The organism is Pararhizobium sp. PWRC1-1, from assembly GCF_049897905.1.
GTDB lineage: Bacteria > Pseudomonadota > Alphaproteobacteria > Rhizobiales > Rhizobiaceae > Pararhizobium.
This window is the reverse complement of sequence record NZ_JAFCXE010000003.1, coordinates 345,136-366,056: the sequence shown is the minus strand read 5'-3', so window position 1 is coordinate 366,056 and position 20,921 is coordinate 345,136. Positions and strand designations below refer to the sequence as shown.

The window sequence follows — 20,921 nt, the reverse complement described above, 5'->3', positions numbered from 1 at the left end:
GACGTCGCCGTGATCGTTTGCTGTGGAGAAGCCCTGATCGACATGCTGCCGCGCCAGACGACGGCGGGCGAAACGGCATTTGCTCCCTATTCCGGTGGCGCGATCTTCAATACGGCCATCGCGCTTGGACGCCTCGGCATCCCCACCGGTTTCTTCACCGGTCTCTCCGACGACATGTTCGGCGATATGCTGCGCGAGACGCTAAAATCCAGCAATGTCGATTTCGCTCCCTGCGCGACCCTGCCGCTGCACACCACCGTCGCCTTCGTCAAACTGGTCAACGGCTCGGCGACCTATGCCTTCTTCGACGAGAACACGGCCGGCCGGATGATCACCAAGGACCACCTGCCAGCGCTCGGCGATTTCTGCGAGGCACTGCATTTCGGCGCCATCAGCCTTATCCCGGAACCGTGCGGATCGACTTACGAAGCGCTGATGACGCGAGAATATCAGAAGCGGGTGATCTCCTTCGATCCGAACATTCGTCCCGGCTTCATCAAGGATGCGCAAGCCCACAAGGCCCGCATGCTGCGCATGGCTGAGATGTCCGACATCGTCAAATTCTCCGACGAGGACCTCGACTGGTTCGGCGAAGAGGGCACGCATGACGAACTGGTGGCCAAGTGGCTGCAGCGCGGCCCGAAACTCGTCGTCATCACTAAGGGCGCCGATGGGGCCGACGGTTACACGACGCGCGGCAAGGTCTCGGTGCCGGGCGAAAAAGTCGAGGTGGTCGATACCGTTGGCGCCGGCGATACGTTCGACGCTGGCATCCTGGCATCGTTGAAGATGAACAACCTGCTGACCAAGCACCATGTCGCGAACCTTAGCGAAAGCGCCGTCCGCGACGCATTAGCGCTGGGTGCCAAGGCCGCCGCTGTCACCGTCTCACGCGCCGGAGCAAACCCGCCGTGGAGCTACGAGATCGGTCTTTAATCCACCTCCCCCTTGAGGGGGGAGGTCGTCGCGAAGCGGCGGGTGGGGGTGACGATCGCAACTTCAGTGTCATCGGGAGATTTTCATATCACCCCACCCCGGCACTGCGTTCTCTTACCCCCCCCTCAAGGGAGGGTAAGAGAACGCTTTCGGCTATCTGTTGCGGTAACTCGACATTCGCTAAGCGGCCGCAGGCTGCACCGCAAAATAAGCTGTCCCGGCCGTCTACATCGGCCGCAACCGGCAGCCGCGCCCGGCAAAGGCGCTGCGGGGGACACCGGCCAGATTGGAGAGAAACTGGCGGGCGCATTCGCTCCAGCTGAAGGTCAGCGCTTTTTGCCGCGCCTCCTCGCGCGACAGCGTCAGCGCGGCAAGGGCTGCCTGTCTGAGATCGCTCGACAGCGCGCCGCTACCATCGCCTAGAATGTCCTTCGGTGCCGTCACCGGAAACGCCGCGACCGGGCAACCGCTGGCGAGTGCTTCCAGAATGACATTGCCGAATGTATCGACCCGGCTCGGAAAGACGAAGACATCCGCCGAGGCGTAGATCGCCGCAAGTTCCGTGCCCAGGCGTTTTCCTAGAAAATGCACGTCCGGATACCGTTGCCGTAACGCCGCGAGATCAGGCCCGTCGCCGACGACAAGCTTGCTGCCGGGCAGATCGAGATCGAGGAAAGCAGGCAGGTTTTTCTCCACGGCAACGCGTCCGACATTGAGGAAGATCGGGCGGGGAAACGGAAGGTCCTGACGGCGTGCCGGATCAAACAGGGTGGTATCGATCCCCCGCGTCCAGCGCTTGATATTGTGAAAGCCGTGGGCGGCCATTTCCGTTCCGAGCGAAGCGGTCGCCACCATCATGCCATTGCCGGAATTATGAAACTGGCGCAGCCACCAGTAGCTCCAGCTTTCCGGGATGGGCAGCCGGGCGCTGACGAATTCGGGGAACCGGGTGTGATAGCTGGTCGTGAACGGCAGCTTCCGGCGCAGACAGATGCCCCGCGCCACAAGACCAAGCGGCCCTTCCGTCGCGATATGGATGTAGTCCGGCGCCACCCCGTCGATCTCGCCCGCCACCTGCCGCCGCATCGGCAGTGCCAGCCGGATATCGGAATAGAAAGGTAGCGGAAAGGTCGCAAAACGTTCCGGCGTCAGGAAGTGGATGGCAATGCCTTGTTCCTTCAGGGACCGGGCGAGCTCATCAAGCGTGCGCACGACGCCATTCACCTGAGGGTGCCAGGCATCGGTCACAACGAGAACGGTTTTTTCCATAAGAGGCCTCGACGGGGCTTTGCCACCTGCCGGAAAGAACCGGCTGACCTCGAATCAGGTGACGGCTGCATTTGGCCCGTTTGAGCATGCTCTGATGACAGGCGGATGATCGGCCATGTTGACGAATGGCGGGATTGTTTTCTTCGAAGAAAGGGGGAGGCAGGAAGGGTGGCGCCGTGGCGCTTACCGTCCGATCAACGCCAGTTGCTCATATCCGCGGCCGGCTGAAGCGGCAACGATAGCCAGGACGGGCCCGTCGAAGGTGCGCACATGGACGGTGAGCGAGCGATAGTCGCTGTCGCGGCCGATCTTGTCGGCAATTCTCTGGCCGTAATAGACGGCGGAACCGACGTCGAAATGATCGACGCCGTCTTCATCGACAACCTGTTCGCCGCCGAAATGCAGATCGAAGAAATAATGTTCCACGTTATGCCCCGAACCCGTGCGCCGCTGGAGATTTCTCCGGCTTGAGGACGCAGGTTCAGGGATAGGGCATTGTGTCCGAATACAGGCTGAATTGCGTGTTCAGCCTGTATTCATCGCTGTCCTGCGGCGCTGGCCGTTATTTCGCAGCCTTCAACAAGGCGGCAACCAGTCCGGCGGTTGACGAGTCATGACCGGCCGCACTTTCCTTGCCTTCAACGACCGGCAGCAGGCCCGTCGCCAGTTCCTTCCCGAGTTCGACGCCCCACTGGTCGAAGGAATTGATGTTGAACAGCGCGCCTTCGACGAAGACGCGGTGTTCGTAGAGGGCAATCAGTCGGCCGAAGGTGAAGGGTGTCATCTCGTCATAGACGAGGGTCAGCGACGGGCGGTTGCCGGTAAAGACCCGGTGCGGCGCGATACGCTCGATAAAGTCCTTGTCGAGACCTTTCGAGGCCATCTGTGCCTTGGCTTCCGAAAGTGTGCGGCCCTTCATCAGGGCTTCCGACTGTGCCAGGCAGTTGGCCATCAGCAGCTGGTGCTGGTGGCGTAGATTGGTCTCGTGGCCGTTGGCGGCGATCATGAATTCGGCCGGGATGATGCTCGTGCCCTGATGGATCAGCTGGTAGAAGGCGTGCTGGCCGTTGGTGCCTGGCTCGCCCCAGACAACCGGGCCGGAATTGCCTTCAACCGGTGTGCCGTCAAGCGTCACGCCCTTGCCGTTCGATTCCATGTCTAGCTGCTGCAGATAGGCCGGGAACCGCGACAGGCGCTGGTCGTAGGGCAGGATGGCGCGGGTGGCGTAGCCGAGCACGTTGCGATGGTAGAAGCCGAGCAGGCCGAGCAGCATCGGGAGATTTTCGCGCAAGGGGGCCGTGCGGAAATGGGTGTCGATCGCGTGCGCGCCGGCAAGGAACTCGCCGAATTTCTCTTTGCCGATGGCAATCATCAACGGCAGGCCGATCGCCGACCAGATCGAGTAACGGCCGCCGACCCAGTCCCAGAAGCCGAAGATGCGGTCCGCTTCGATGCCGAACGCGGCGACCTTGTCAAGCGCGGTCGAGACGGCGCAGAAATGATGGCCGACAGCCTTTTCGCCGAGCTTTTCGGCAATGAAGGCGCGTGCGGTCGCGGCATTGGTCATTGTCTCGATGGTAGTAAAGGTCTTGGAAGCGACGATGAACAGCGATGTTTCTGCGTCGAGCAGCTTCAGCGTGTCGGCGATATGCGCACCGTCGATATTGGAGACGAAATGCAGGCGCGGACCGTCATGATTGGGTGCCAGCGCCAGCGTCGCCATGACCGGGCCGAGATCAGAGCCGCCGATGCCGATATTGATGACGTCGGTGATCTTTTTGCCGGTCGCGCCTTTCAGCGTGCCCGAGCGGATGCCGTCGGAGAAGGTGCCCATCGCCGCAAGCACGGCGTTGACATCCGGCATCACATCCTTGCCATCGACCAGAACCGGCGTGTTAGACCGGTTGCGCAACGCGGTATGCAGAACAGCCCGGCCTTCTGTGATGTTGATGATATCGCCGGCAAACATCGCATCGCGCTTATCCGTGACCTTGGCCGCCTTGGCGATTGCCTCCAGCCCGTCCAGCACCTTCTCGTTGACGGCGCATTTCGAATAGTCGAACAGCATGTCGTCGAGCGTCACGCTGTATTTGGCGAAACGCTTGGGATCACTGGCGAAAGCAGCCCGGATATCTGTTGCGTTGGTGTCGGAAACGGTGGATTTCAGCTGTTCGACAAGCGCGCTCATGGCAGGGTTCCTTGCATTGCGGAAGGGTTGCGATAGCTAGTCGCTTTGCCCTAAGCAAATCAAGAGCGTGCTTATAAAAAGCCGCGCGATGTGTTTTTCCTCGCTGGGAGGAAAACATCTTTAGATTGCAAAATCGTCAGCTTGCAATAGTATTTGACGCATTCGAGGCCGAAAGCAGCAAACGTCACGCCAGCTGGCGCATCCGGGCGGATGGGCTTCCCGGACTGTAGCAGGACACAGCCCTGTCCTCGAATGTGGAGGTGATCTATGTGGTTCCGACCATTTAGCGTCACGTTTGGCATAAGAAAAACCCGCACGAGCTGGTCAGTGACCGTGCGGGTCCAATTCTTAAGATAAACAAAGGTGGCTGGAGTTCACGCTCCGGTCACCACTCCACCAAAATAGCGGGTTTACTGCCCTCTGACAAGAGAACGAATATCTCTGTTTCTTACCCGCGCAGGTCTTTGCGCAAGATCTTGCCGACGTTCGACTTCGGCAGCTCGGTGCGGAACTCGACGAACCTCGGGCGCTTGTAATTGGTCAGATTAGCAGCGCAATGCGCCTTGACCTCGGCTTCGGTCAGGTTCGGGTCCTTCTTGACCACGAACAGCTTCACCGCCTCGCCGGAATGCTCGTCGGGCACGCCGATGGCGGCGCATTCGAGAATGCCGGCAAGGGTCATGGCCACTTCTTCGATCTCGTTGGGGAAGACGTTGAAACCGGAAACCAGGATCATATCCTTTTTGCGGTCGACGATCTTGACCAGACCTTCCGCGTTCATGAAACCGATATCACCCGAGCGGAAAAAGCCGTCATCGGAAATGGCCTTGGCGGTTTCGTCCGGCCGTTGCCAATAGCCGGCCATAACCTGTGGCCCGCGGATGCAGATTTCGCCGATATCGCCGAGCGGCAGGGTGTTGCCATCCTCATCGCGGATCTCGACATCGGTCGAAGGCAGCGGCAGGCCGATCGTGCCGGTGAATTCGCTGCCGTCGAGACGGTTGGCGGTCGCGACGGGGGATGTTTCGGAGAGGCCGTAACCCTCCTTGATCGGCGAACCCGTCATCTTTTCCCAGCGTTCTGCGACGGGACGCTGCACAGCCATGCCGCCGCCGAAGGTCAGCGCCAGGTCGGAGAAGTCCAGCTTCTGAAACTCGGCATTGTTCATCAGGGCGTTGAAAAGCGTGTTGAGGCCAGGGAAGATATTGACCTTGTACTTGGCAATTTCCTTGACGAAGGCCGGAATGTCGCGTGGGTTGGGGATCAGGATATTCTCGCCGCCGGTGCTCAGGCCCATCAGCGAGTTCACTGTCAAGGCGAAGATATGATAGAGCGGCAAGGCGCAGAGAAACACCAGCCGGTCGGGCCGCTTCTTGTCGAGGAAGGCCGTTTCCAGCCATAGCCCCATCTGCGCCATGTTCGACAACAGGTTGGAATGGGTCAGCGTTGCGCCTTTGGAGACGCCGGTCGTGCCGCCGGTATATTGCAGGAAGGCGACATCGCTGGGTTTGACGTCGACAGCCTTGAGTGTCTGACCGGCACCCTTTGCAAGGACCGCCTTGAAGGACAGATGTCCCGGCAGAGACCAGGCGGGCACCAGCTTCTTTACCTTGCGCACGACGATGTTGACGATCAGGCCCTTGAGGCCGAGAAGATCGCCCATCGTGGCGACGACGGTGTGTTTCAGATCCGTGCGTGCCGCCACCTGCTCGACGGTGTGGGCGAAATTTTCCAGAACGAAGATTGCCTTGGCGCCGGAATCCTTCAGCTGGTGTTCCAGCTCGCGCGGCGTATAGAGTGGATTGACGTTGACGACCGTATAGCCGGCCCGCAGGATACCGAAGACGATCACCGGGTTCTGCAGGATGTTCGGCATCATCACGGCGACACGGTCGCCCTTGGCAAGGCCTGTCGATTGCAGCCAGGCGCCGATCTTTTTGCTCTGCGTGTCGAGGTTGCTGAACGTCAGCGTCTTGCCCATGCAGGTAAAGGCGGCGCGATCAGCATATTTCTTGCAGGACTGCGCGAAGAGGTCGCCGATCGAATCGTAGGGCAGGGGAGTAATATCGGCCGGCATGCCGGGGGGGTAGGATTGCAGCCACGGTTTTCCAACCTGGGGTCCGGGCGTCTGCATCATTGTGTCCGGCATCGTCGCTCTCTCCCTCATGCGTCTGTCGCTGCGCTGCAAGTCAGACGCGAATCATCTCCTTTTCCACGCATAACCCTGTCCGAAAATGTCTCCGGGCGGTCCGTTACGCATGGGCGAAAAATCCCTCCAGATTCTCCGCTTGATCAAGATGGGGCTTTTGCATCGTCCCATCAAGCGCATTCCGGGTTATATAACTTTGACGTAAACGTCAATATAGCCGCGGCCATCTGTGCGTGCAGGGCAAGATTTAGCGGCAAGCCTAAACAGCAATGTCTTTACGCAGCGGCGCAAAATGAGTATATTGCAGTGCACCAATGCCGCGGCTTTCCTCCCAATTTTGTCACGGCTTTTCATTTCAGAACCAGAATTCTTTGGAGCCCAGAGGTTCCAGACAGGTCGTGCCATGTCAGACGATGCGCTTTCCTCCATTCCGGCCGCTCGCTGGGGCGGCATGTCTAGTGCGGAACTGGCCCTGGCCGTCGGTGGCTTCGGCATCGGAACAGGCGAATTTGCCATCATGGGGCTGCTGCCGCAGGTGGCTGGCGATTTTTCGGTTTCGGTGCCCTTTGCCGGCCATGTGATCAGCGCCTATGCGATCGGTGTTGTTGTCGGTGCGCCCTTGTTGGCCGTGCTTGCCGCGCGGTTTTCACGTCACAATGTCCTCCTTGCCCTGATGAGCCTGTTTGCGCTCGGAAATCTTGCCAGTGCTATCGCCGGAAGTTTTGGCCTGCTGGTTGCGGCCCGCTTTCTAGCCGGTTTGCCCCACGGCGCCTATTTCGGCGTGGCAGCCCTGGTCGCCGCCGGCATGGCGGCACCGCATCAACGGGCCCGCGCCATCGGCCGTGTGATGATGGGATTGACCGTTGCCACTCTGCTCGGAACGCCGCTTGCCGCCTGGTTTGGCCAGGCGCTTGGCTGGCGCGCCGCGTTTGCGATCGTCGGCGTAATCAGTGTGCTGACGGTCGTTCTCACATGGCTTTTCCTGCCAAAGGACAAGGCCAACCCGGCGGCCACGCCCCTGAAGGAACTGGGTGCTCTCGGCAAGAGCCAGGTCTGGCTGACGCTCGGCATCTGCGCGATCGGCTGCGGCGGCATGTTTGCGGTTTTCAGCTATATCACCCCGGCCCTGACCGAAGTCGCAGGCATATCGCTTGGAACTGTCCCGATCATGCTGTCCGTGTTCGGCGCCGGTATGATCCTCGGCAATATCGTGGGTTCGCGCCTGGCTGACTGGAAGCTGATGCCGGCGATCGCTATTGCGCTCGTCTTCAACCTTGTCGCCTACGTCCTGTTCTATTTCACCATGACGACGCCATGGATGGCGGTGGTCAACGTCCTGCTCATCGGCGGTGGCTTTGCCGTTGTGCCGGGCATCCAGATGCGGTTGATGGATGTAGCTGGCGAGGCGCAGACGCTGGCGGCAGCCGCCAGCCATTCCGCCTTCAACCTCGCCAACGCGCTCGGCGCCTGGCTCGGCGGTCTTTCCATTGCAGCCGGTTATGGCTGGACGTCGACCGGCCTTGTCGGCGCGATGATGGCGGTGGCCGGTATCGGCATTTTTCTTTCGTCGGTGCTGCTTGACCGTTCAAGAGTTGCAGTATCCGATCGCAAGTAACGATCTCCGCAATTCCGCCGCAATTAACCGGCGTTGCATCATCGCTGAAAAGCTGTTGTCATCCGCTTGTGTTGACCATGCGGTCATACTTACCTATGCCGCATGTTTCCGGGATGTCCGGAAACAAATGGAAACGTGCTGGCACGTGGCGGGTTTTGCTGTCATCTTGATGGCCTGTGGAGGACTATTTTTTGCAACTGAGCAATCGTGAGCGGGACGAGCCGCACTCGGAACCACGTCTCTTCGCCCGCCCGGTCTATGATCGATCGGCGCTGGTCGGGCCGATGGCGGCTGCGCGCTGGCTGCTGGTCTTCGTTCTTGCAGCCGGTGTTTATTTCTTCCACGGTTTCCTGGTGCCGGTCCTTGCGGCACTCGTCATCGGATTTGCCAGTTGGCCGATCTATCGGCGGCTACTGGATGCTGTCGGAGGCAGCCGGACATTCGGCGCGACGATTGCTATCATCGCGGTGATTTCCTTCATCGTTGCGCCGATCTCGCTTGCCGCGGTTTATGCCGTGGATGAGGTCCACAACTGGGCCGTCTGGACGATCGAGACTAATGCCGCGGGTGCGCCTGTGCCGATGTGGCTGACGCAAATCCCGGGCATGGGTGTGTGGCTTGGCCAGCAATGGGCAAAATATGTCGGCCATCCCGGCGCGCTTGGCGAACTCGTGCAGCTCGTCAGCGGCTCCAATATCGGTAATATCTATCGCGGCGTGCTGGTTGTAGGTGCCTCAGCCTTCCAGTCGCTGCTGACGCTCCTTTTCATGCTCATCACGCTCTTCTTCGTCTACCGCGATGGGGAAAAGCTCGTCGCCCAACTCGATCGTCTTGGTGAACGGATCTTGCCGCTACGCTGGGAACGCGTTTCGCGGATCGTACCCTTGACCATCAGCTCGACGGTGACGGGCATGGGCATCATCGCCATTGGCGAAGGCATCGTGCTCGGTGTCGCCTATTGGCTGGCTGGCGTTCCGTCTCCAGTCACGCTCGGGATCATTACCGGGATCATGGCGCTGGTGCCGGGCGGCGCCCCGCTCTGCTTTACGCTGGTGTCCGTCTATCTCGTCGCCAGTGGCTCTATGTTTGCCGGCGGGGCACTGTTCGTCTGGGGTACGGTCGAACTCTTTATCGTCGACAAGACGCTACGCCCCAGGCTGGTCGGCGGACCCATCAAGCTGCCGTTCCTGCCGACATTCTTCGGGCTTGTCGGCGGCGTCAAGACGATGGGTTTCCTTGGTCTGTTCGTCGGGCCGGTGTTGATGGCGCTATTGGTGGCCATTTGGCGCGAATGGCTTCACGAAGCCGATGCCCAGCCCGCCCCGCCAAGCGTGATCATCAAGTAAGAGATCAAGCGAGACCCTGATTGTGGCGCATCTCCGGTCACCAGAGCGCGGGCAGACATCTACGATTTCCTCCTTCTGTGTGAAAGTGAATCCAGAGATCAGAGGGAATTGCCGCGTGATCTGCGCGCCGCGTTGCGCTAAGTGTTCGTGGAGCCTGACGGCATCCCGCCGCCGAACAGGCTGACCCATTCGAACGTTCAGGGAAGCAGATGAACAGCACTTATTACGCCCCTCAGGGCGGCGCGCCGGCGCAAACGCAACTGTTGACGGACCGCGCGGTCTTCACCGAAGCCTATGCCATCATCCCTAAGGGCGTGATGATGGACATCGTGACCAGCTTCCTGCCGTTCTGGGAAGACACCCGGCTGTGGATACTGTCCCGGCCACTCTCCGGTTTTGCCGAGACCTTTTCGCAATACATCATGGAAGTTGCGCCCGGCGGCGGCAGTGACCGGCCGGAACTGGACGATGGTGCCGAAGGCGTGCTGTTCGTCGTTGAAGGTGAACTGACCGTGACGCTCGACGGCGAAGTGCATCAGATGCGTCCGGGCGGCTATGCCTTTATTCCGCCTGCGAGCAAATGGTCGGTCCGCAACACAAGTGGCCAGACCGTACGGTTCCACTGGGTGCGCAAGGCCTATGAGTTCGTCGAGGGACTTGACGTTCCAACGCCGCTTTTCCTCAACGAAGCGGATATCGCGCCTTCGCCGATGGCCGGCACCGAGGGTAAGTGGGCAACGACGCGTTTTGTCGATCCCAACGACCTGCGCCACGACATGCACGTGACGATCGTCACGTTCGAGCCCGGTGCGGTGATCCCGTTCGCTGAAACCCACGTCATGGAGCACGGGCTCTATGTGCTGGAGGGCAAGGCGGTCTACAGGCTCAATCAGGATTGGGTGGAAGTCGAGGCGGGTGACTATATGTGGCTGCGCGCCTTTTGCCCGCAGGCCTGCTACGCCGGCGGCCCCGGAAAATTCCGCTACCTGCTCTACAAGGACGTTAACCGCCACATGAAGCTGAAGCCGCGCGCCTGAGCGGCGATATAGTCGCAAAAGTTCCCTGCTGGAAAAGCCTCAGGCACATCCGGCGGGGATCGGCGCGATCGTCCGGTCGCTGCCATAGTCGCGCTGATGCGCCATATGGCCGCGAAGGCGCCGCGGTTCAGGCTTGATCTCGCGCGCCGGCAGTTCGAAAACGCCATCGGCATAAGTCCCGGTGTCTGCCGATTCGTTACGCTTGCCCTTGAGCAGATTGAAGATCATCGAAGGTCCTCCCGGGTTTTCGCATCAACGGCTGATCCGCCTAACCGTTCCGCTCATAGCCGAAAAATAGTTAAAAAATTAACCATGTTCGCCGAAAAAGCTGCGGTCGCGGATGCTCTGCGCGCCATGAGATCATCCTACAGGTGACGTAAGACATCCATGAGTCGGGTGCGTTTTTTAAAGACCGGGATCGGCCGAAGCGCTCTAGTTCAATGCGCCGGAAACCAGCTCGTCGCTCAAAATCCGAAAGGCCTCGTCGAGGGCGTCCACCAGGATATCGGTCAGCTTGTCGCCATTCTCGTCCTGCAGAAAAAGAGCGATGGCTGCGTCGTTGATATCGGCTGAATATTCGATGATATTCGACATGTCATTGTCCTCTGCTGCCCGGCATCATGCCGGAGGTGAGGGCAGGATAGGCTGCGTCGCTTGCGCCGGGCTTGAACATCCCGGTTTGGTGCCACTCCCCGCATTAACCTTCCATTAAGGATTTGAACAGTCCTGTTGCGTGATTTTCACGCTCCGAACCTGCGCGCGGTCATTGGATTTGCAGATCAGCCGGAAATCTGGAAAAATAGCCGGGCAGAAGGACTTGCCTTGTTTCAACATCACGCCATCTCTCCATTCTGGAGGAAGCATGAGCCACAAGTTAGTTATGATTCTCAGTGCCCTCGGAGTGTTCAGCGTGATCCTGTCGGGTTGCGTCGATGAAGGCGGATACCTCTATTCTAATGCGCGTGTGCCCACCGCTTATCGCGAGCGGGTGGTCATAGAGCGGCGCGCTTACGACGTCCGGGATGGGGCGAGCTATTATCATCGGGGCGAGCCGCGAGTTTTCTATGTTCAATCGGGAGACCGCAGAAGTCCTCGATGCTTCGGGACAAATTGCTACGTCGGCGCGACTTACAGGGAAGATCCCTATTACCGGCTGCCCAACTGAGCGTCGCGCGCCAATTACGCCCTAAAGGTCGGGTTTTGCGCACACGCGAAATCCGCAAGGTTCTGTTTTAGAGATGTTTTGTCGAGGAGTATGGTGCCGCTTAGAGGACTCGAACCTCTGACCCCATCATTACGAATGATGTGCTCTACCACCTGAGCTAAAGCGGCCAGCATGCATTTCGCAGACGTTGCGAAACGATGTGTGAGGGGCTGATACCCGCAAACGGCTGGGATTTCAAGTCATCAGTTTTGAGAACGGGAAAAAAGCTTGGGGCAAAGGGAATGGCGCCTTTTATAGCGCCAGCCTTTGTCTCGCCGCTGCATATTCCAGGGCCAACCGATCGACGAGGCTGGCAGTGGGGACGATCTCCGTGACGGCGCCGATGCCCTGGCCACAGCCCCAGATGTCCTTCCAGGCCTTGGCGCCGGTCGTGGCCGTCTCGAAATCCATCTTGGACGGATCGGCTTCCGGCAGGTGATCCGGGTCCAAGCCCGCGGAGACAATCGAGGGCTTGAGGTAGTTTCCGTGGATGCCGGTGAAATAGTTGGAATAGACGATGTCACTGGCACTGCTGTCGACGATCATCTGCTTGTAAGCATCGCTGGCGCGCGCCTCGGTGGTGGCGATGAAGGGCGAGCCGATATAGGCCATGTCGGCACCCATGGCCTGCGCGGCCAGAACCGCGCCGCCCGTTGATATCGCGCCGGACAGCATCAGTGGCCCGTCAAACCAGGTGCGGATCTCTTGAATGAGGGCGAAGGGCGAGAGTGTGCCCGCATGGCCGCCGGCACCGGTCGCAACCGCGATCAGTCCGTCGGCGCCCTTGCGGATGGCCGAGTTGGCGTGGCGGTTGTTGATGACGTCATGCAGCACGATGCCGCCATAGGAGTGGATCGCCGCATTGACCTCGGGCACGGCGCCAAGCGAGGAAATAACGATCGGCACCTTGTATTTGACGCAGAGCATCAGGTCGTGCTCGAGCCGCTTGTTGGACTTGTGGACGATCTGGTTGACCGCGAAGGGCGCTGCCGGTTTGTCGGGGTTGCGAGAATTGTAAGCGGCAAGCTCCTCGGTGATCTCGGCCAGCCATTCATCCAGCTGGGCTTCCGGCCGCGCATTCAAGGCGGGAAACGAGCCGACAACACCGGCCTTGCACTGTGCCAGCGTCAGGGCCGGATGCGATATGATGAAGAGCGGCGCTGCAATGACGGGCAGGCGCGTTGTGCCGTTGAGAATGGCTGGCAGGGACAAGGTTCACTCCCGATTTGTATTTTGACGTTTCCGTAAACGTAAGAACTTTAGCAGCGGCTTTGTGTTTTGCAAGGCCGATTTGTCATGGCTGGCGCCCCTGGTTTGGCCAAAACCACCGGGTTTTCCCCGGCGCTGACGGCCCGTTTGGCGCGCAAGGCTTGCAGATCGCAGCGTCAACCGTTACCCAATTGTTAACACATTCAAAAGCGTTCCGGGTTTCGCAAGGAATCCCCGGCCGTCAGGATGGATTGATTGTAAGGCCTATAGCCGGTCATGCATGGTCTTTGGGCGATAGCGATCCGGCCGCTTCGGTTCGATGCGCGTGATATGCCTTGCAAGACCGCTGATGCCTGCACCAAGAAGGACAAAGAGTGAGCGGACTGGAAACTGCTATCAGACAGGCGTTGGAACGCTCCGAGAGGGCGAACTCCGAAACGCGTGCGCGCATCTATCAATCGGCGCGCAACGCGCTGGAGGCCGGCCTCAAAAAGCAGGATGTGCACGACCCCGATGTGATCGCCCAGCAGCGCCACCGGCTCGAGGGCGTTATTCACGCCATCGAACTTGAGGAGCGTGCCAGCCTGAAGGCTGCTGCATCGGTGCCGCCGCCGGTCCGTGTCGAGAACAATAATGCTCCGGCGCCATCGGCGGAGCCTGATCACGATATCCACATGCCGTCCGAACGAAATGCCGACCCGGCGAATAACCCCGTCGTCGACGGCGGACTTGCGGGCTTGCGTCCGGAGCGCCGTGAGGGGCCGCATGTTGCCGAGCCAGCCCCCGCCGAACCGGCTGCCGGCAAACGCGGCAAGGCTGCCAAAGCCGAAGCGGCGGCGGCAAAACCCCGGCGGCGCAAGCGTGGCAGCTTTCTCTCCTTCGTCATGGTCGTTACGACCCTGGTCGCTGCTGTCGTGATGGGCGCCTGGTGGGTTGAAACCAGTGGGCTTTTGAAAACGGCGGCGGAGCGCGATACCAGCGTCGCCAATCCGCCCTCGACGGTGCAATCGGAAGATTTCGACGGCGCAGCCGGCCTGAGGACGCTCGGGCCGCAAGCGGGTTTTTCCGGCGATTGGGTGGATGTCTTCACGCCGGCCGATGCGAGTAATGTCAAGGCTGGCAGCCGGGCCGCAGCTGATCCCGTCAGCGACGAGCGTGGCCAGCGCCTTCGTATCACATCTGCGACGGCGGACGCCGACGGCAACGTGTCGATCGCGATCCCGGCTTCGATCCTTGGGCAGATTTCCGGCAAGACATCGACCGTGGCCCTCAGCGTCCAGGCCGATACCGGCAAGCAGACTCAGTTTTCCGTCGAATGCGATTTCTCCTCACTCGGCGATTGCGGCCGCCACCGGTTCACGGTGAACGAGGAAAAGAACGACATGCTGTTCAAGGTGACGTTCGATCGTAGCCTTGCGCCGAGTTCGCCGGGGCGCATCCTGATCAACAGCGATGTGACCGGTGCCGGCAACAGTCTCAGCGTCTATGCTGTCCGGATTCTTCCCGGCCAATAATACGACACAAGTGCCGCCGCCTAGCCAATATGCCGGGCGGCTATTTCACAAAACCGTGACCGGAGCCGAGAACCTTGTCGTCGATATCGCCGATCGCGGCCTTGTCCTTGCCGTCATAATCGAGCGTCTTGAGAATATGGCGGATAAGGTCCAGACGGGCGCGGCGCTTGTCGTTGGCGCGTACAACCGTCCAGGGCGCGTGATGGCTATGGGTTTCCTTGAGCATCTGGTCGCGGGCTTCGGAATAGAGGTCCCATTTGGTCAGCGCGGCGATGTCCATCGGTGACAGTTTCCAGACTTTTAGCGGATCGTGGCGACGGTCGTGGAACCGCTTCAGCTGCATCTCGCGGCCGATATCCAGCCAGAACTTGAAGAAATGGATGCCATCACCGGTGATCAGCTTTTCAAAGCGCGGCGTCTGCTTGAGGAAGTGCTGGTGCTGTTCCGGCGTGCAGAAGCCCATGACCGGTTCGACGCCGGCGCGGTTATACCAGGAGCGGTCAAACATCACGAATTCACCCGCAGTCGGGAAATGCGTGACGTAGCGCTGATAATACCACTGACCGCTTTCAGTTTCGGTTGGCTTGGTCAGCGCGACGACGCGGGCGGAGCGCGGGTTCATGTAGGAATTCGTGGCATGGATCACGCCGCCTTTGCCGGCCGCATCGCGGCCCTCGAAGATCGCCAGCACCCGTTTGCCCGTGGCCTGCAGCCAGAATTGCACTTTGACGAGCTCGATCTGCAGCTTTTCCAGCATTTTGTCGTAAGCGTCGCTATCGAGCTTCTTGTCATAGGGATAGTCGCCCGAGGCCAGCGCCTGCTTGTCGATCCAGCCCGGCAGGTCCGGATTGTCGATGTCGAAAACCCGCTCCTTGCCGTTGACCACCAGCTCGACCGGCTTGTTTTCCTGAATATCCGTCATGACCTATCCTTGCTGAATGGATTGTACGGCCGGCCGCCGATTTCACGGGAGGAGGCCACAATTGCATTGCGAATTCAAGCATGCCGTGAAAATCATGTCATGAACCTCCGCTATCACCGGTCAATTGCACCGTGCACGCGAGACGATTTTGGAAGATACAAAGACAATCTGGAAGCGCCTGAGGGAGACAGCCAGGTCGGAAAAGTGGATCATCGGCCTGTCGGTCGTGGTCACCGGAGGCCTCATTCTGTCCGGTATCCATACGGCCGCCGCCCTTCTGTTCTGGCTGGTCTGGATGGCGGCCCTGTTCAATCGGTCAGCTGATCCGAAGCCGCCAGTCCCAGACGTTGTGCCCTCGGTGGTGGAAGACACTGATCTCGATATGCTCGCAACGGTCTTCAATGCGCTCGACACCCCGATTTTGGTGGTGGCGCCCGATGAAACTGTATTGTTGCAGAACCAGGCGGCGGAAAAGGCTTTCGGCACCATTCCGCCGAACACGGACCTGTCGGCTCGCGTCCGTTCGCCCGGCATTCTCGATATGGTTCGCGAAACGATCGCCACCGGGAAGGTCAACCAGATCGAGCATTCCGAACGCTTTCCCTCGGATGCGGTCTATATCGTCCGGGTCGCGCCGGCGGAGATCGGTCAACGGGCTGACGAGCGGCTTTACGTCCTTTCCTATCGCGATATTTCCCAGGCGCGGCGGATCGACCGGATGCGCTCCGATTTCGTCGCCAATGCAAGTCATGAGCTGAGAACGCCGCTGGCTTCGCTGCGTGGTTTTATCGAGACCTTGCAAGGGCCCGCCCGCAACGACCAGAAGGCCCACGAAAAATTCCTCGGCATCATGCACGAGCAGGCGACGCGAATGAGCCGGCTGGTCGATGATCTTCTGTCTTTGTCGCGGCTGGAGCTCAAATCCCATATCGCACCCGATGAGGCGATCAACCTGGCGCCGCTGCTTGGCCATGTCCGGGATGCGCTGGCGCCGCTTGCCGAGGATGTCGGTGTCGAGATTTCACTGATCGTGCCGGATGATCCGGTGATCGTCCAGGGAGATCGTGACGAGCTGACGGAAGTTTTCGAGAACCTGATCGAAAATGCCTGCAAATATGGCCAGGAGGGCAAAAAGGTCGAGGTCACGCTCTCGGGTGGTGGTGATGCGCCGGCGGAAGTTTCCGTTCGCGATCACGGGCCTGGCATTCCCGCCGAGCACGTTCCGCGTATTACCGAACGATTCTACCGGGTTAACGTGGAGGCAAGCCGATCGAAAAAAGGCACAGGCCTGGGGCTCGCAATCGTCAAGCATATCCTCACCCGGCATCGCGCCAGACTGCTTGTTCAGTCCGAAGTCGGCAAGGGCACTGTCTTTACCGTGAGGTTTTGACATAAACCTGTCGCCTCAAAAGTCATTTTTTAAAAATAGTGAAATATTTCAGCTGTTTGGCCTGTCACAAATGTTTCGTCAAGTTGACATAAAAGGTGTGGGCATCGGGCGCTAACTAGGGCGGCCGATCGACACGGCGAAAGCGAGCGCTGGTGAAAAGCGCACCCACACAAGCCCATTATGGGAGTATTCTGATGAAGTCCTTGAAACTTACTGTTGCAGCTCTGGTTGCATCCGCCGCTTTTGCAGGCGTTGCCATTGCTCGCGACCAGATCCAGGTCGCCGGCTCCTCGACCGTTCTGCCTTACGCAAAGATTGTTGCCGAAACATTTGGCGAAACCTTCCCTGACTTCAAGACCCCGGTTGTTGAATCCGGCGGCACCGGTGCCGGCCTGAAGGAATTCTGCAAGGGCGTTGGCCCGGACACGATCGATATCGCCAACGCATCGCGCAAGATCAAGGACAGCGAGCTGGAAACCTGCAAGGCAGCCGGCGTTACCGAAGTCCAGGAAGTCAAGATCGGCTACGACGGCATCGTCTTCGCAACGGACAGCGGCAATGCTGACCTGAAGCTCGTCCCGAAGGACCTTTACCTGGCTCTGGCTGCTGAACTCGTAATCGACGGCAAGCTCGTTGCCAACCCCTACAAGAAGTGGTCGGAAGTCAACAAGGACCTGCCGGACGTTGAAATCGCTGCTTACATCCCGGGCGAAAAGCACGGCACGCGCGAAGTCTTCGACGAGAAGATGCTGGCCCACGGCTGCAAGGACGCAGGCGCTGACGTCGCCATCAAGGCTCTCGTTGCCGACGAAAAGGAAGCTGCCAAGAAGTGCATCGCCGTTCGTAAGGACGGTCTGGCCATCGATATCGACGGCGACTACACCGAAACCCTCGCCCGTATCGCTTCCAACAAGAACGGTATCGGCGTTTTCGGTCTGTCCTTTTACGAAAACAACGCTGACAAGCTGAAGGTTGCGACCGTCAGCGGCATCGTTCCGTCGACCGAAACGATCGCTTCGGGCGAATATCCGGTTTCGCGCCCGCTGTTCTTCTACGTCAAGAAGGCTCACCTCGGCGTTATCCCGGGCCTGAAGGAATATGTTGAATTCTTCCTCGACGACCAGATGGTCGGCCCGGACAGCCCGCTGGCAGCTTACGGTCTCGTTCCGGCTCCGGATGCCGAGCGCGAAGCTGACCGCAAGGCGTTCACCGACGGCAACATGCTCTAATTTAGTGCAAAAGCCGGCACGGCAGCTTTGCCGTGCCGGACATCCCGAGTATGCGGATTTGCCGGCTGTCGATGATTGACAAGCCGGGGGGACATATCGATGAGCACTTCTCTTATTCTTTTGACCATTTTGATCGTTGGCCTTGCGGCATATTTTGCCGGACGCGGGCGGGCGATGGCCAGCTCCAAGGGCAAGCTTTCTGTCCTGCACTCCCTTCCTGGATATCACGGTGTCTACGTTGCCATCTGGGCGGTTCTGCCGGCTGCATTCGTTCTTGCCGTCTGGCTTCTCGCCAGTCCGTTCTTCGTTGAAAATTCCGTGCGATCCGCCTTGCCGGAATCGGTACAACGCCAGGGCGGTGCGACCACCGAACTGATGCTCGGTCAGGTGATGCAGGTCGCCAACGGTTTGAAGCTGCTGAATGCCGATGAACTTGCGGTCGTCACCAGCGGCTCCGGCAATCTTCGGGATGCATTGGCCGCCAAAGGGGTACCGATGGCAAATGCCGGTGAGCCCTATATGGTCGAAGCGGCACAGCACTATAATTCCCTGAAGGATGGCAGCCGGTGGGTGATGAGCGCCGTCGTGCTGATCATCGCCATTGCCGGCGCCGTTTTCGCCATTCGCGGTATCAGCGCGCCGTTCCGGGCCAGAAACCGCGTCGAGCGCGTCATGCTGGGCGCACTCCTCGTTGCCTCTTCCATTGCGATCCTGACAACGGTCGGTATCGTCGGCTCCATGCTGTCGGAGGCTATTCGCTTCTTCCAGTCGGTATCCCCGAGCGCATTCTTCTTCGGCACGGTCTGGGATCCGCGCTTTTCGGCAGCCGGCAGCGGCGGCACGGAAGGTCAGTTCGGTCTTCTGCCGCTTCTGGCCGGCACGCTCTACATCGCTTTTGTCGCCATGCTCTTTGCCGTGCCTGTCGGCCTGTTCGCCGCCATCTACATGGCGGAGTATGCAAGGCCTGTCGTGCGTGGCATAGCCAAGCCGCTGCTGGAAATTCTCGCCGGCATCCCGACCATCGTCTACGGCTTCTTCGCGCTGGTGACGGTCGGGCCGTTCCTGCGCGATATCTCGGCGCAGCTGAATGGCCTGGTAACTGGAAACTACGTCAATTTCATCCAGGCGCAGAGCGTTCTGACCGCCGGTCTCGTCATGGGCATCATGCTGATCCCGTTCGTCTCCTCTCTGTCGGACGATATCATCACCCAGGTGCCACGTTCGCTGCGCGACGGCTCGCTCGGCCTCGGTGCCACACGCTCCGAAACCATCAAGCGTGTCATTCTGCCGGCGGCGCTGCCTGGTATCGTCGGTGCCCTGCTACTGACGGCATCGCGTGCTGTCGGTGAAACCATGATCGTGGTGCTGGCTGCTGGTGTTGCTGCCCGCATGCAGCTCAACCCGTTCGAGGCGATGACCACGGTCACCGTCAAGATCGTCAATCAGCTGACGGGCGACCTTGAGTTCAATTCGCCACAGACGCTGGTGGCGTTCGCTCTCGGCATCACGCTGTTTGCCATCACGCTCTGCCTCAACATCTATGCACTCTATATCGTGCGCAAGTATCGGGAACAGTACGAATGACCGACATCACATCCTCCGTACAGTCCGCCTTCGTGCGCCCGGCGCAGACAAGACGCGATATCGGCATCAAGAAGCGCTACGCAGCCGAACGCCGCTTCAAGGCCTATGGTCTGACGGCAATCCTGATCGGCCTGTTCTTCCTGTTCGTGCTTTTGTGGACCGTCGTCTCCAAGGGCTACACGGCCTTCCAGCAGACTGCGATCACGCTGCCGATCGAATTTTCGGAACAGATCATCGATCCGAAGAACGAGCGTGGCGCTAATCCCGCCAAGCTGATGACGGCGAACTACCCTCTTCTGGTGCGTGATGCACTGGTGAAAGCTCTTGGTATCGATCCGGCCAACAAGCCGCTCGTCAAGCAGGCGACGGACATGGTTTCGGCCAGTGCCCGCACGCAGCTTCGCGATCTGGTTGTTGCCAATCCGGCCATCATCGGCACGACCGCCAACGTTTCGCTTCTGGCGGAAGGCAATATCGATAGCGCCAACAAGGGGCAGATCGATCTGACTGTTGCCGAAGCCAACCGCAAGGTGAAGGATCAGCAGCTTGAGTGGATGAAAAAGCTGACTGAAACCGGCGCGATGGCCAAGCAGTTCAACACCGGCCTGTTTACCTATGGTGCATCGAGCCGTCCTGAAGCTGCTGGTATCGGCGTCGCCGCCCTCGGTTCGCTCTACATGATGCTGATCGTCCTGGTGCTTGCCCTTCCGATCGGTGTTGCAGCATCGATCTATCTGGAAGAGTTCGCGCCGAAGAACAGGTTAACCGATCTCATCGAGGTCAACATCAACAATCTCGCGGCCGTTCCATCCATCGTCTACGGTCTGCTCGGCCTGTCGATCTTCATCAACTTCGCCGGCATGCCCCGCTCGGCTGCCGTCGTCGGTGGTCTCGTGCTGACATTGATGACGCTTCCAACGATCATCATCGCCACCCGTGCGGCCTTAAAGGCGGTTCCGCCATCGATCCGCTCGGCAGCGCTGGGTCTTGGCGCTTCCAAGATGCAGACGATCTTCCACCACGTCCTGCCGCTCGCTATGCCGGGCGTCCTGACAGGCACAATCATCGGTCTGGCGCATGCGCTCGGCGAAACCGCGCCGCTGCTCCTGATCGGCATGGTGGCCTTCGTCGTCGACTATCCGGGCTCGCCGATGGACCCGTCCACTGCTCTGCCGGTCCAGATCTACATGTGGGCCAACGAAGCCGAACGTGCATTTGTCGAACGGACTTCGGGTGCGATCATGATCCTCTTGATCTTCCTCGTCGTCATGAACCTTGGCGCAATCCTGTTGCGGCGTCGCTTTGAGCGTCGCTGGTAGTGAGGTAAGA

At 59.6% G+C, this 20,921-nt stretch carries 17 protein-coding genes and 1 tRNA gene; 9 read left to right on the top strand and 9 right to left on the bottom strand.

Annotation, left to right across the window (positions count from 1 at the left end; genetic code table 11):
* Nucleotides 1-9: 9 nt before the first annotated feature.
* Complete coding sequence (locus ACP7E0_RS07690; RefSeq protein ID WP_426124044.1) at nt 10-936, top strand: carbohydrate kinase family protein; 927 nt, start codon at nt 10-12, stop codon at nt 934-936.
* A gap of 225 nt (nt 937-1,161) precedes the next feature.
* On the opposite strand, the gene ACP7E0_RS07685 is transcribed toward ACP7E0_RS07690, so the two are convergent.
* From ACP7E0_RS07685 to ACP7E0_RS07670, 4 genes are all read right to left on the bottom strand, one after another.
* Nucleotides 1,162-2,205, bottom strand: coding sequence for a glycosyltransferase family 4 protein (locus ACP7E0_RS07685; protein WP_426124042.1), 1,044 nt, complete (start codon nt 2,203-2,205; stop codon nt 1,162-1,164).
* A 183-nt stretch (nt 2,206-2,388) separates the two neighbouring features.
* Nucleotides 2,389-2,631, bottom strand: a complete 243-nt coding sequence (locus tag ACP7E0_RS07680) for a DUF6894 family protein (RefSeq protein ID WP_426124041.1) — start codon at nt 2,629-2,631, stop codon at nt 2,389-2,391.
* A 136-nt stretch (nt 2,632-2,767) separates the two neighbouring features.
* On the bottom strand, nt 2,768-4,393 hold the full coding sequence (gene pgi, locus ACP7E0_RS07675; protein WP_426124040.1) for a glucose-6-phosphate isomerase: 1,626 nt from the start codon (nt 4,391-4,393) through the stop codon (nt 2,768-2,770).
* Between the two features lie 448 nt (nt 4,394-4,841).
* Nucleotides 4,842-6,542 (bottom strand): long-chain fatty acid--CoA ligase, encoded by a 1,701-nt coding sequence (locus tag ACP7E0_RS07670; protein ID WP_426124039.1) that lies wholly within the window; start codon nt 6,540-6,542, stop codon nt 4,842-4,844.
* Nucleotides 6,543-6,945: 403 nt separating this feature from the next.
* On the opposite strand from ACP7E0_RS07670, the gene ACP7E0_RS07665 reads away from it, so the two are divergent.
* The 3 genes from ACP7E0_RS07665 to ACP7E0_RS07655 all read left to right on the top strand — a co-directional run bounded on the left by ACP7E0_RS07665 (nt 6,946) and on the right by ACP7E0_RS07655 (nt 10,540).
* Nucleotides 6,946-8,157 carry an MFS transporter gene (locus ACP7E0_RS07665; RefSeq protein ID WP_426124038.1) on the top strand — a complete coding sequence of 404 codons (1,212 nt, stop codon included), beginning with the start codon at nt 6,946-6,948 and terminating at the stop codon, nt 8,155-8,157.
* A 191-nt stretch (nt 8,158-8,348) separates the two neighbouring features.
* The gene (locus tag ACP7E0_RS07660) at nt 8,349-9,503 is read left to right on the top strand and encodes an AI-2E family transporter (RefSeq protein WP_426124037.1); all 1,155 of its coding nucleotides are present in this window, start codon (nt 8,349-8,351) and stop codon (nt 9,501-9,503) included.
* Between the two features lie 209 nt (nt 9,504-9,712).
* Nucleotides 9,713-10,540 carry a bifunctional allantoicase/(S)-ureidoglycine aminohydrolase gene (locus ACP7E0_RS07655; protein ID WP_426124035.1) on the top strand — a complete coding sequence of 276 codons (828 nt, stop codon included), beginning with the start codon at nt 9,713-9,715 and terminating at the stop codon, nt 10,538-10,540.
* Between the two features lie 39 nt (nt 10,541-10,579).
* On the opposite strand, the gene ACP7E0_RS07650 is transcribed toward ACP7E0_RS07655, so the two are convergent.
* From ACP7E0_RS07650 to ACP7E0_RS07635, 4 genes are all read right to left on the bottom strand, one after another.
* The gene (locus ACP7E0_RS07650; RefSeq protein ID WP_426124034.1) at nt 10,580-10,768 is read right to left on the bottom strand and encodes a hypothetical protein; all 189 of its coding nucleotides are present in this window, start codon (nt 10,766-10,768) and stop codon (nt 10,580-10,582) included.
* Nucleotides 10,769-10,972: 204 nt separating this feature from the next.
* Complete coding sequence (locus tag ACP7E0_RS07645; RefSeq protein ID WP_426124032.1) at nt 10,973-11,134, bottom strand: hypothetical protein; 162 nt, start codon at nt 11,132-11,134, stop codon at nt 10,973-10,975.
* Between the two features lie 662 nt (nt 11,135-11,796).
* A tRNA-Thr gene (locus ACP7E0_RS07640) sits at nt 11,797-11,872 on the bottom strand.
* 124 nt (nt 11,873-11,996) lie between these two features.
* On the bottom strand, nt 11,997-12,956 hold the full coding sequence (locus tag ACP7E0_RS07635) for an NAD(P)H-dependent flavin oxidoreductase (RefSeq protein WP_426124030.1): 960 nt from the start codon (nt 12,954-12,956) through the stop codon (nt 11,997-11,999).
* 371 nt (nt 12,957-13,327) lie between these two features.
* Between ACP7E0_RS07635 and ACP7E0_RS07630 the strand changes: the two genes are divergently transcribed.
* Complete coding sequence (locus ACP7E0_RS07630) at nt 13,328-14,467, top strand: biotin transporter BioY (RefSeq protein ID WP_426124029.1); 1,140 nt, start codon at nt 13,328-13,330, stop codon at nt 14,465-14,467.
* A 40-nt stretch (nt 14,468-14,507) separates the two neighbouring features.
* Here the strand turns inward: ACP7E0_RS07630 and ppk2 are convergent, their stop codons facing one another.
* Nucleotides 14,508-15,389, bottom strand: a complete 882-nt coding sequence (ppk2, locus tag ACP7E0_RS07625) for a polyphosphate kinase 2 (RefSeq protein WP_426124027.1) — start codon at nt 15,387-15,389, stop codon at nt 14,508-14,510.
* Between the two features lie 148 nt (nt 15,390-15,537).
* Between ppk2 and phoR the strand changes: the two genes are divergently transcribed.
* From phoR to pstA, 4 genes are all read left to right on the top strand, one after another.
* Nucleotides 15,538-16,779 (top strand): phosphate regulon sensor histidine kinase PhoR, encoded by a 1,242-nt coding sequence (gene phoR / locus ACP7E0_RS07620; protein ID WP_426124025.1) that lies wholly within the window; start codon nt 15,538-15,540, stop codon nt 16,777-16,779.
* 194 nt (nt 16,780-16,973) lie between these two features.
* Nucleotides 16,974-18,008, top strand: a complete 1,035-nt coding sequence (locus ACP7E0_RS07615; protein WP_426124024.1) for a substrate-binding domain-containing protein — start codon at nt 16,974-16,976, stop codon at nt 18,006-18,008.
* A gap of 99 nt (nt 18,009-18,107) precedes the next feature.
* Nucleotides 18,108-19,592, top strand: a complete 1,485-nt coding sequence (pstC, locus tag ACP7E0_RS07610) for a phosphate ABC transporter permease subunit PstC (RefSeq protein ID WP_426124023.1) — start codon at nt 18,108-18,110, stop codon at nt 19,590-19,592.
* Nucleotides 19,589-20,911: a phosphate ABC transporter permease PstA gene (pstA, locus tag ACP7E0_RS07605; RefSeq protein ID WP_426124022.1), complete on the top strand. Its 1,323-nt coding sequence runs from the start codon at nt 19,589-19,591 to the stop codon at nt 20,909-20,911. The genes pstC and pstA overlap by 4 nt, the downstream gene beginning before the upstream one ends.
* The last annotated feature ends 10 nt before the right edge of the window (nt 20,912-20,921 follow it).

Bases quoted from the DNA above. Each gene is read 5' to 3' on its own strand.
- ACP7E0_RS07685 (WP_426124042.1), bottom strand. From the start codon at position 2,205: ATGGAAAAAACCGTTCTCGTTGTGACCGATGCCTGGCACCCTCAGGTG.
- pgi (WP_426124040.1), bottom strand. From the start codon at position 4,393: ATGAGCGCGCTTGTCGAACAGCTGAAATCCACCGTTTCCGACACCAAC.
- ACP7E0_RS07670 (WP_426124039.1), bottom strand. From the start codon at position 6,542: ATGCCGGACACAATGATGCAGACGCCCGGACCCCAGGTTGGAAAACCG.
- ACP7E0_RS07665 (WP_426124038.1), top strand. From the start codon at position 6,946: ATGTCAGACGATGCGCTTTCCTCCATTCCGGCCGCTCGCTGGGGCGGC.
- ACP7E0_RS07655 (WP_426124035.1), top strand. From the start codon at position 9,713: ATGAACAGCACTTATTACGCCCCTCAGGGCGGCGCGCCGGCGCAAACG.
- ACP7E0_RS07650 (WP_426124034.1), bottom strand. From the start codon at position 10,768: ATGATCTTCAATCTGCTCAAGGGCAAGCGTAACGAATCGGCAGACACC.
- ACP7E0_RS07645 (WP_426124032.1), bottom strand. From the start codon at position 11,134: ATGTCGAATATCATCGAATATTCAGCCGATATCAACGACGCAGCCATC.
- ppk2 (WP_426124027.1), bottom strand. From the start codon at position 15,389: ATGACGGATATTCAGGAAAACAAGCCGGTCGAGCTGGTGGTCAACGGC.
- ACP7E0_RS07615 (WP_426124024.1), top strand. From the start codon at position 16,974: ATGAAGTCCTTGAAACTTACTGTTGCAGCTCTGGTTGCATCCGCCGCT.
- pstC (WP_426124023.1), top strand. From the start codon at position 18,108: ATGAGCACTTCTCTTATTCTTTTGACCATTTTGATCGTTGGCCTTGCG.
- pstA (WP_426124022.1), top strand. From the start codon at position 19,589: ATGACCGACATCACATCCTCCGTACAGTCCGCCTTCGTGCGCCCGGCG.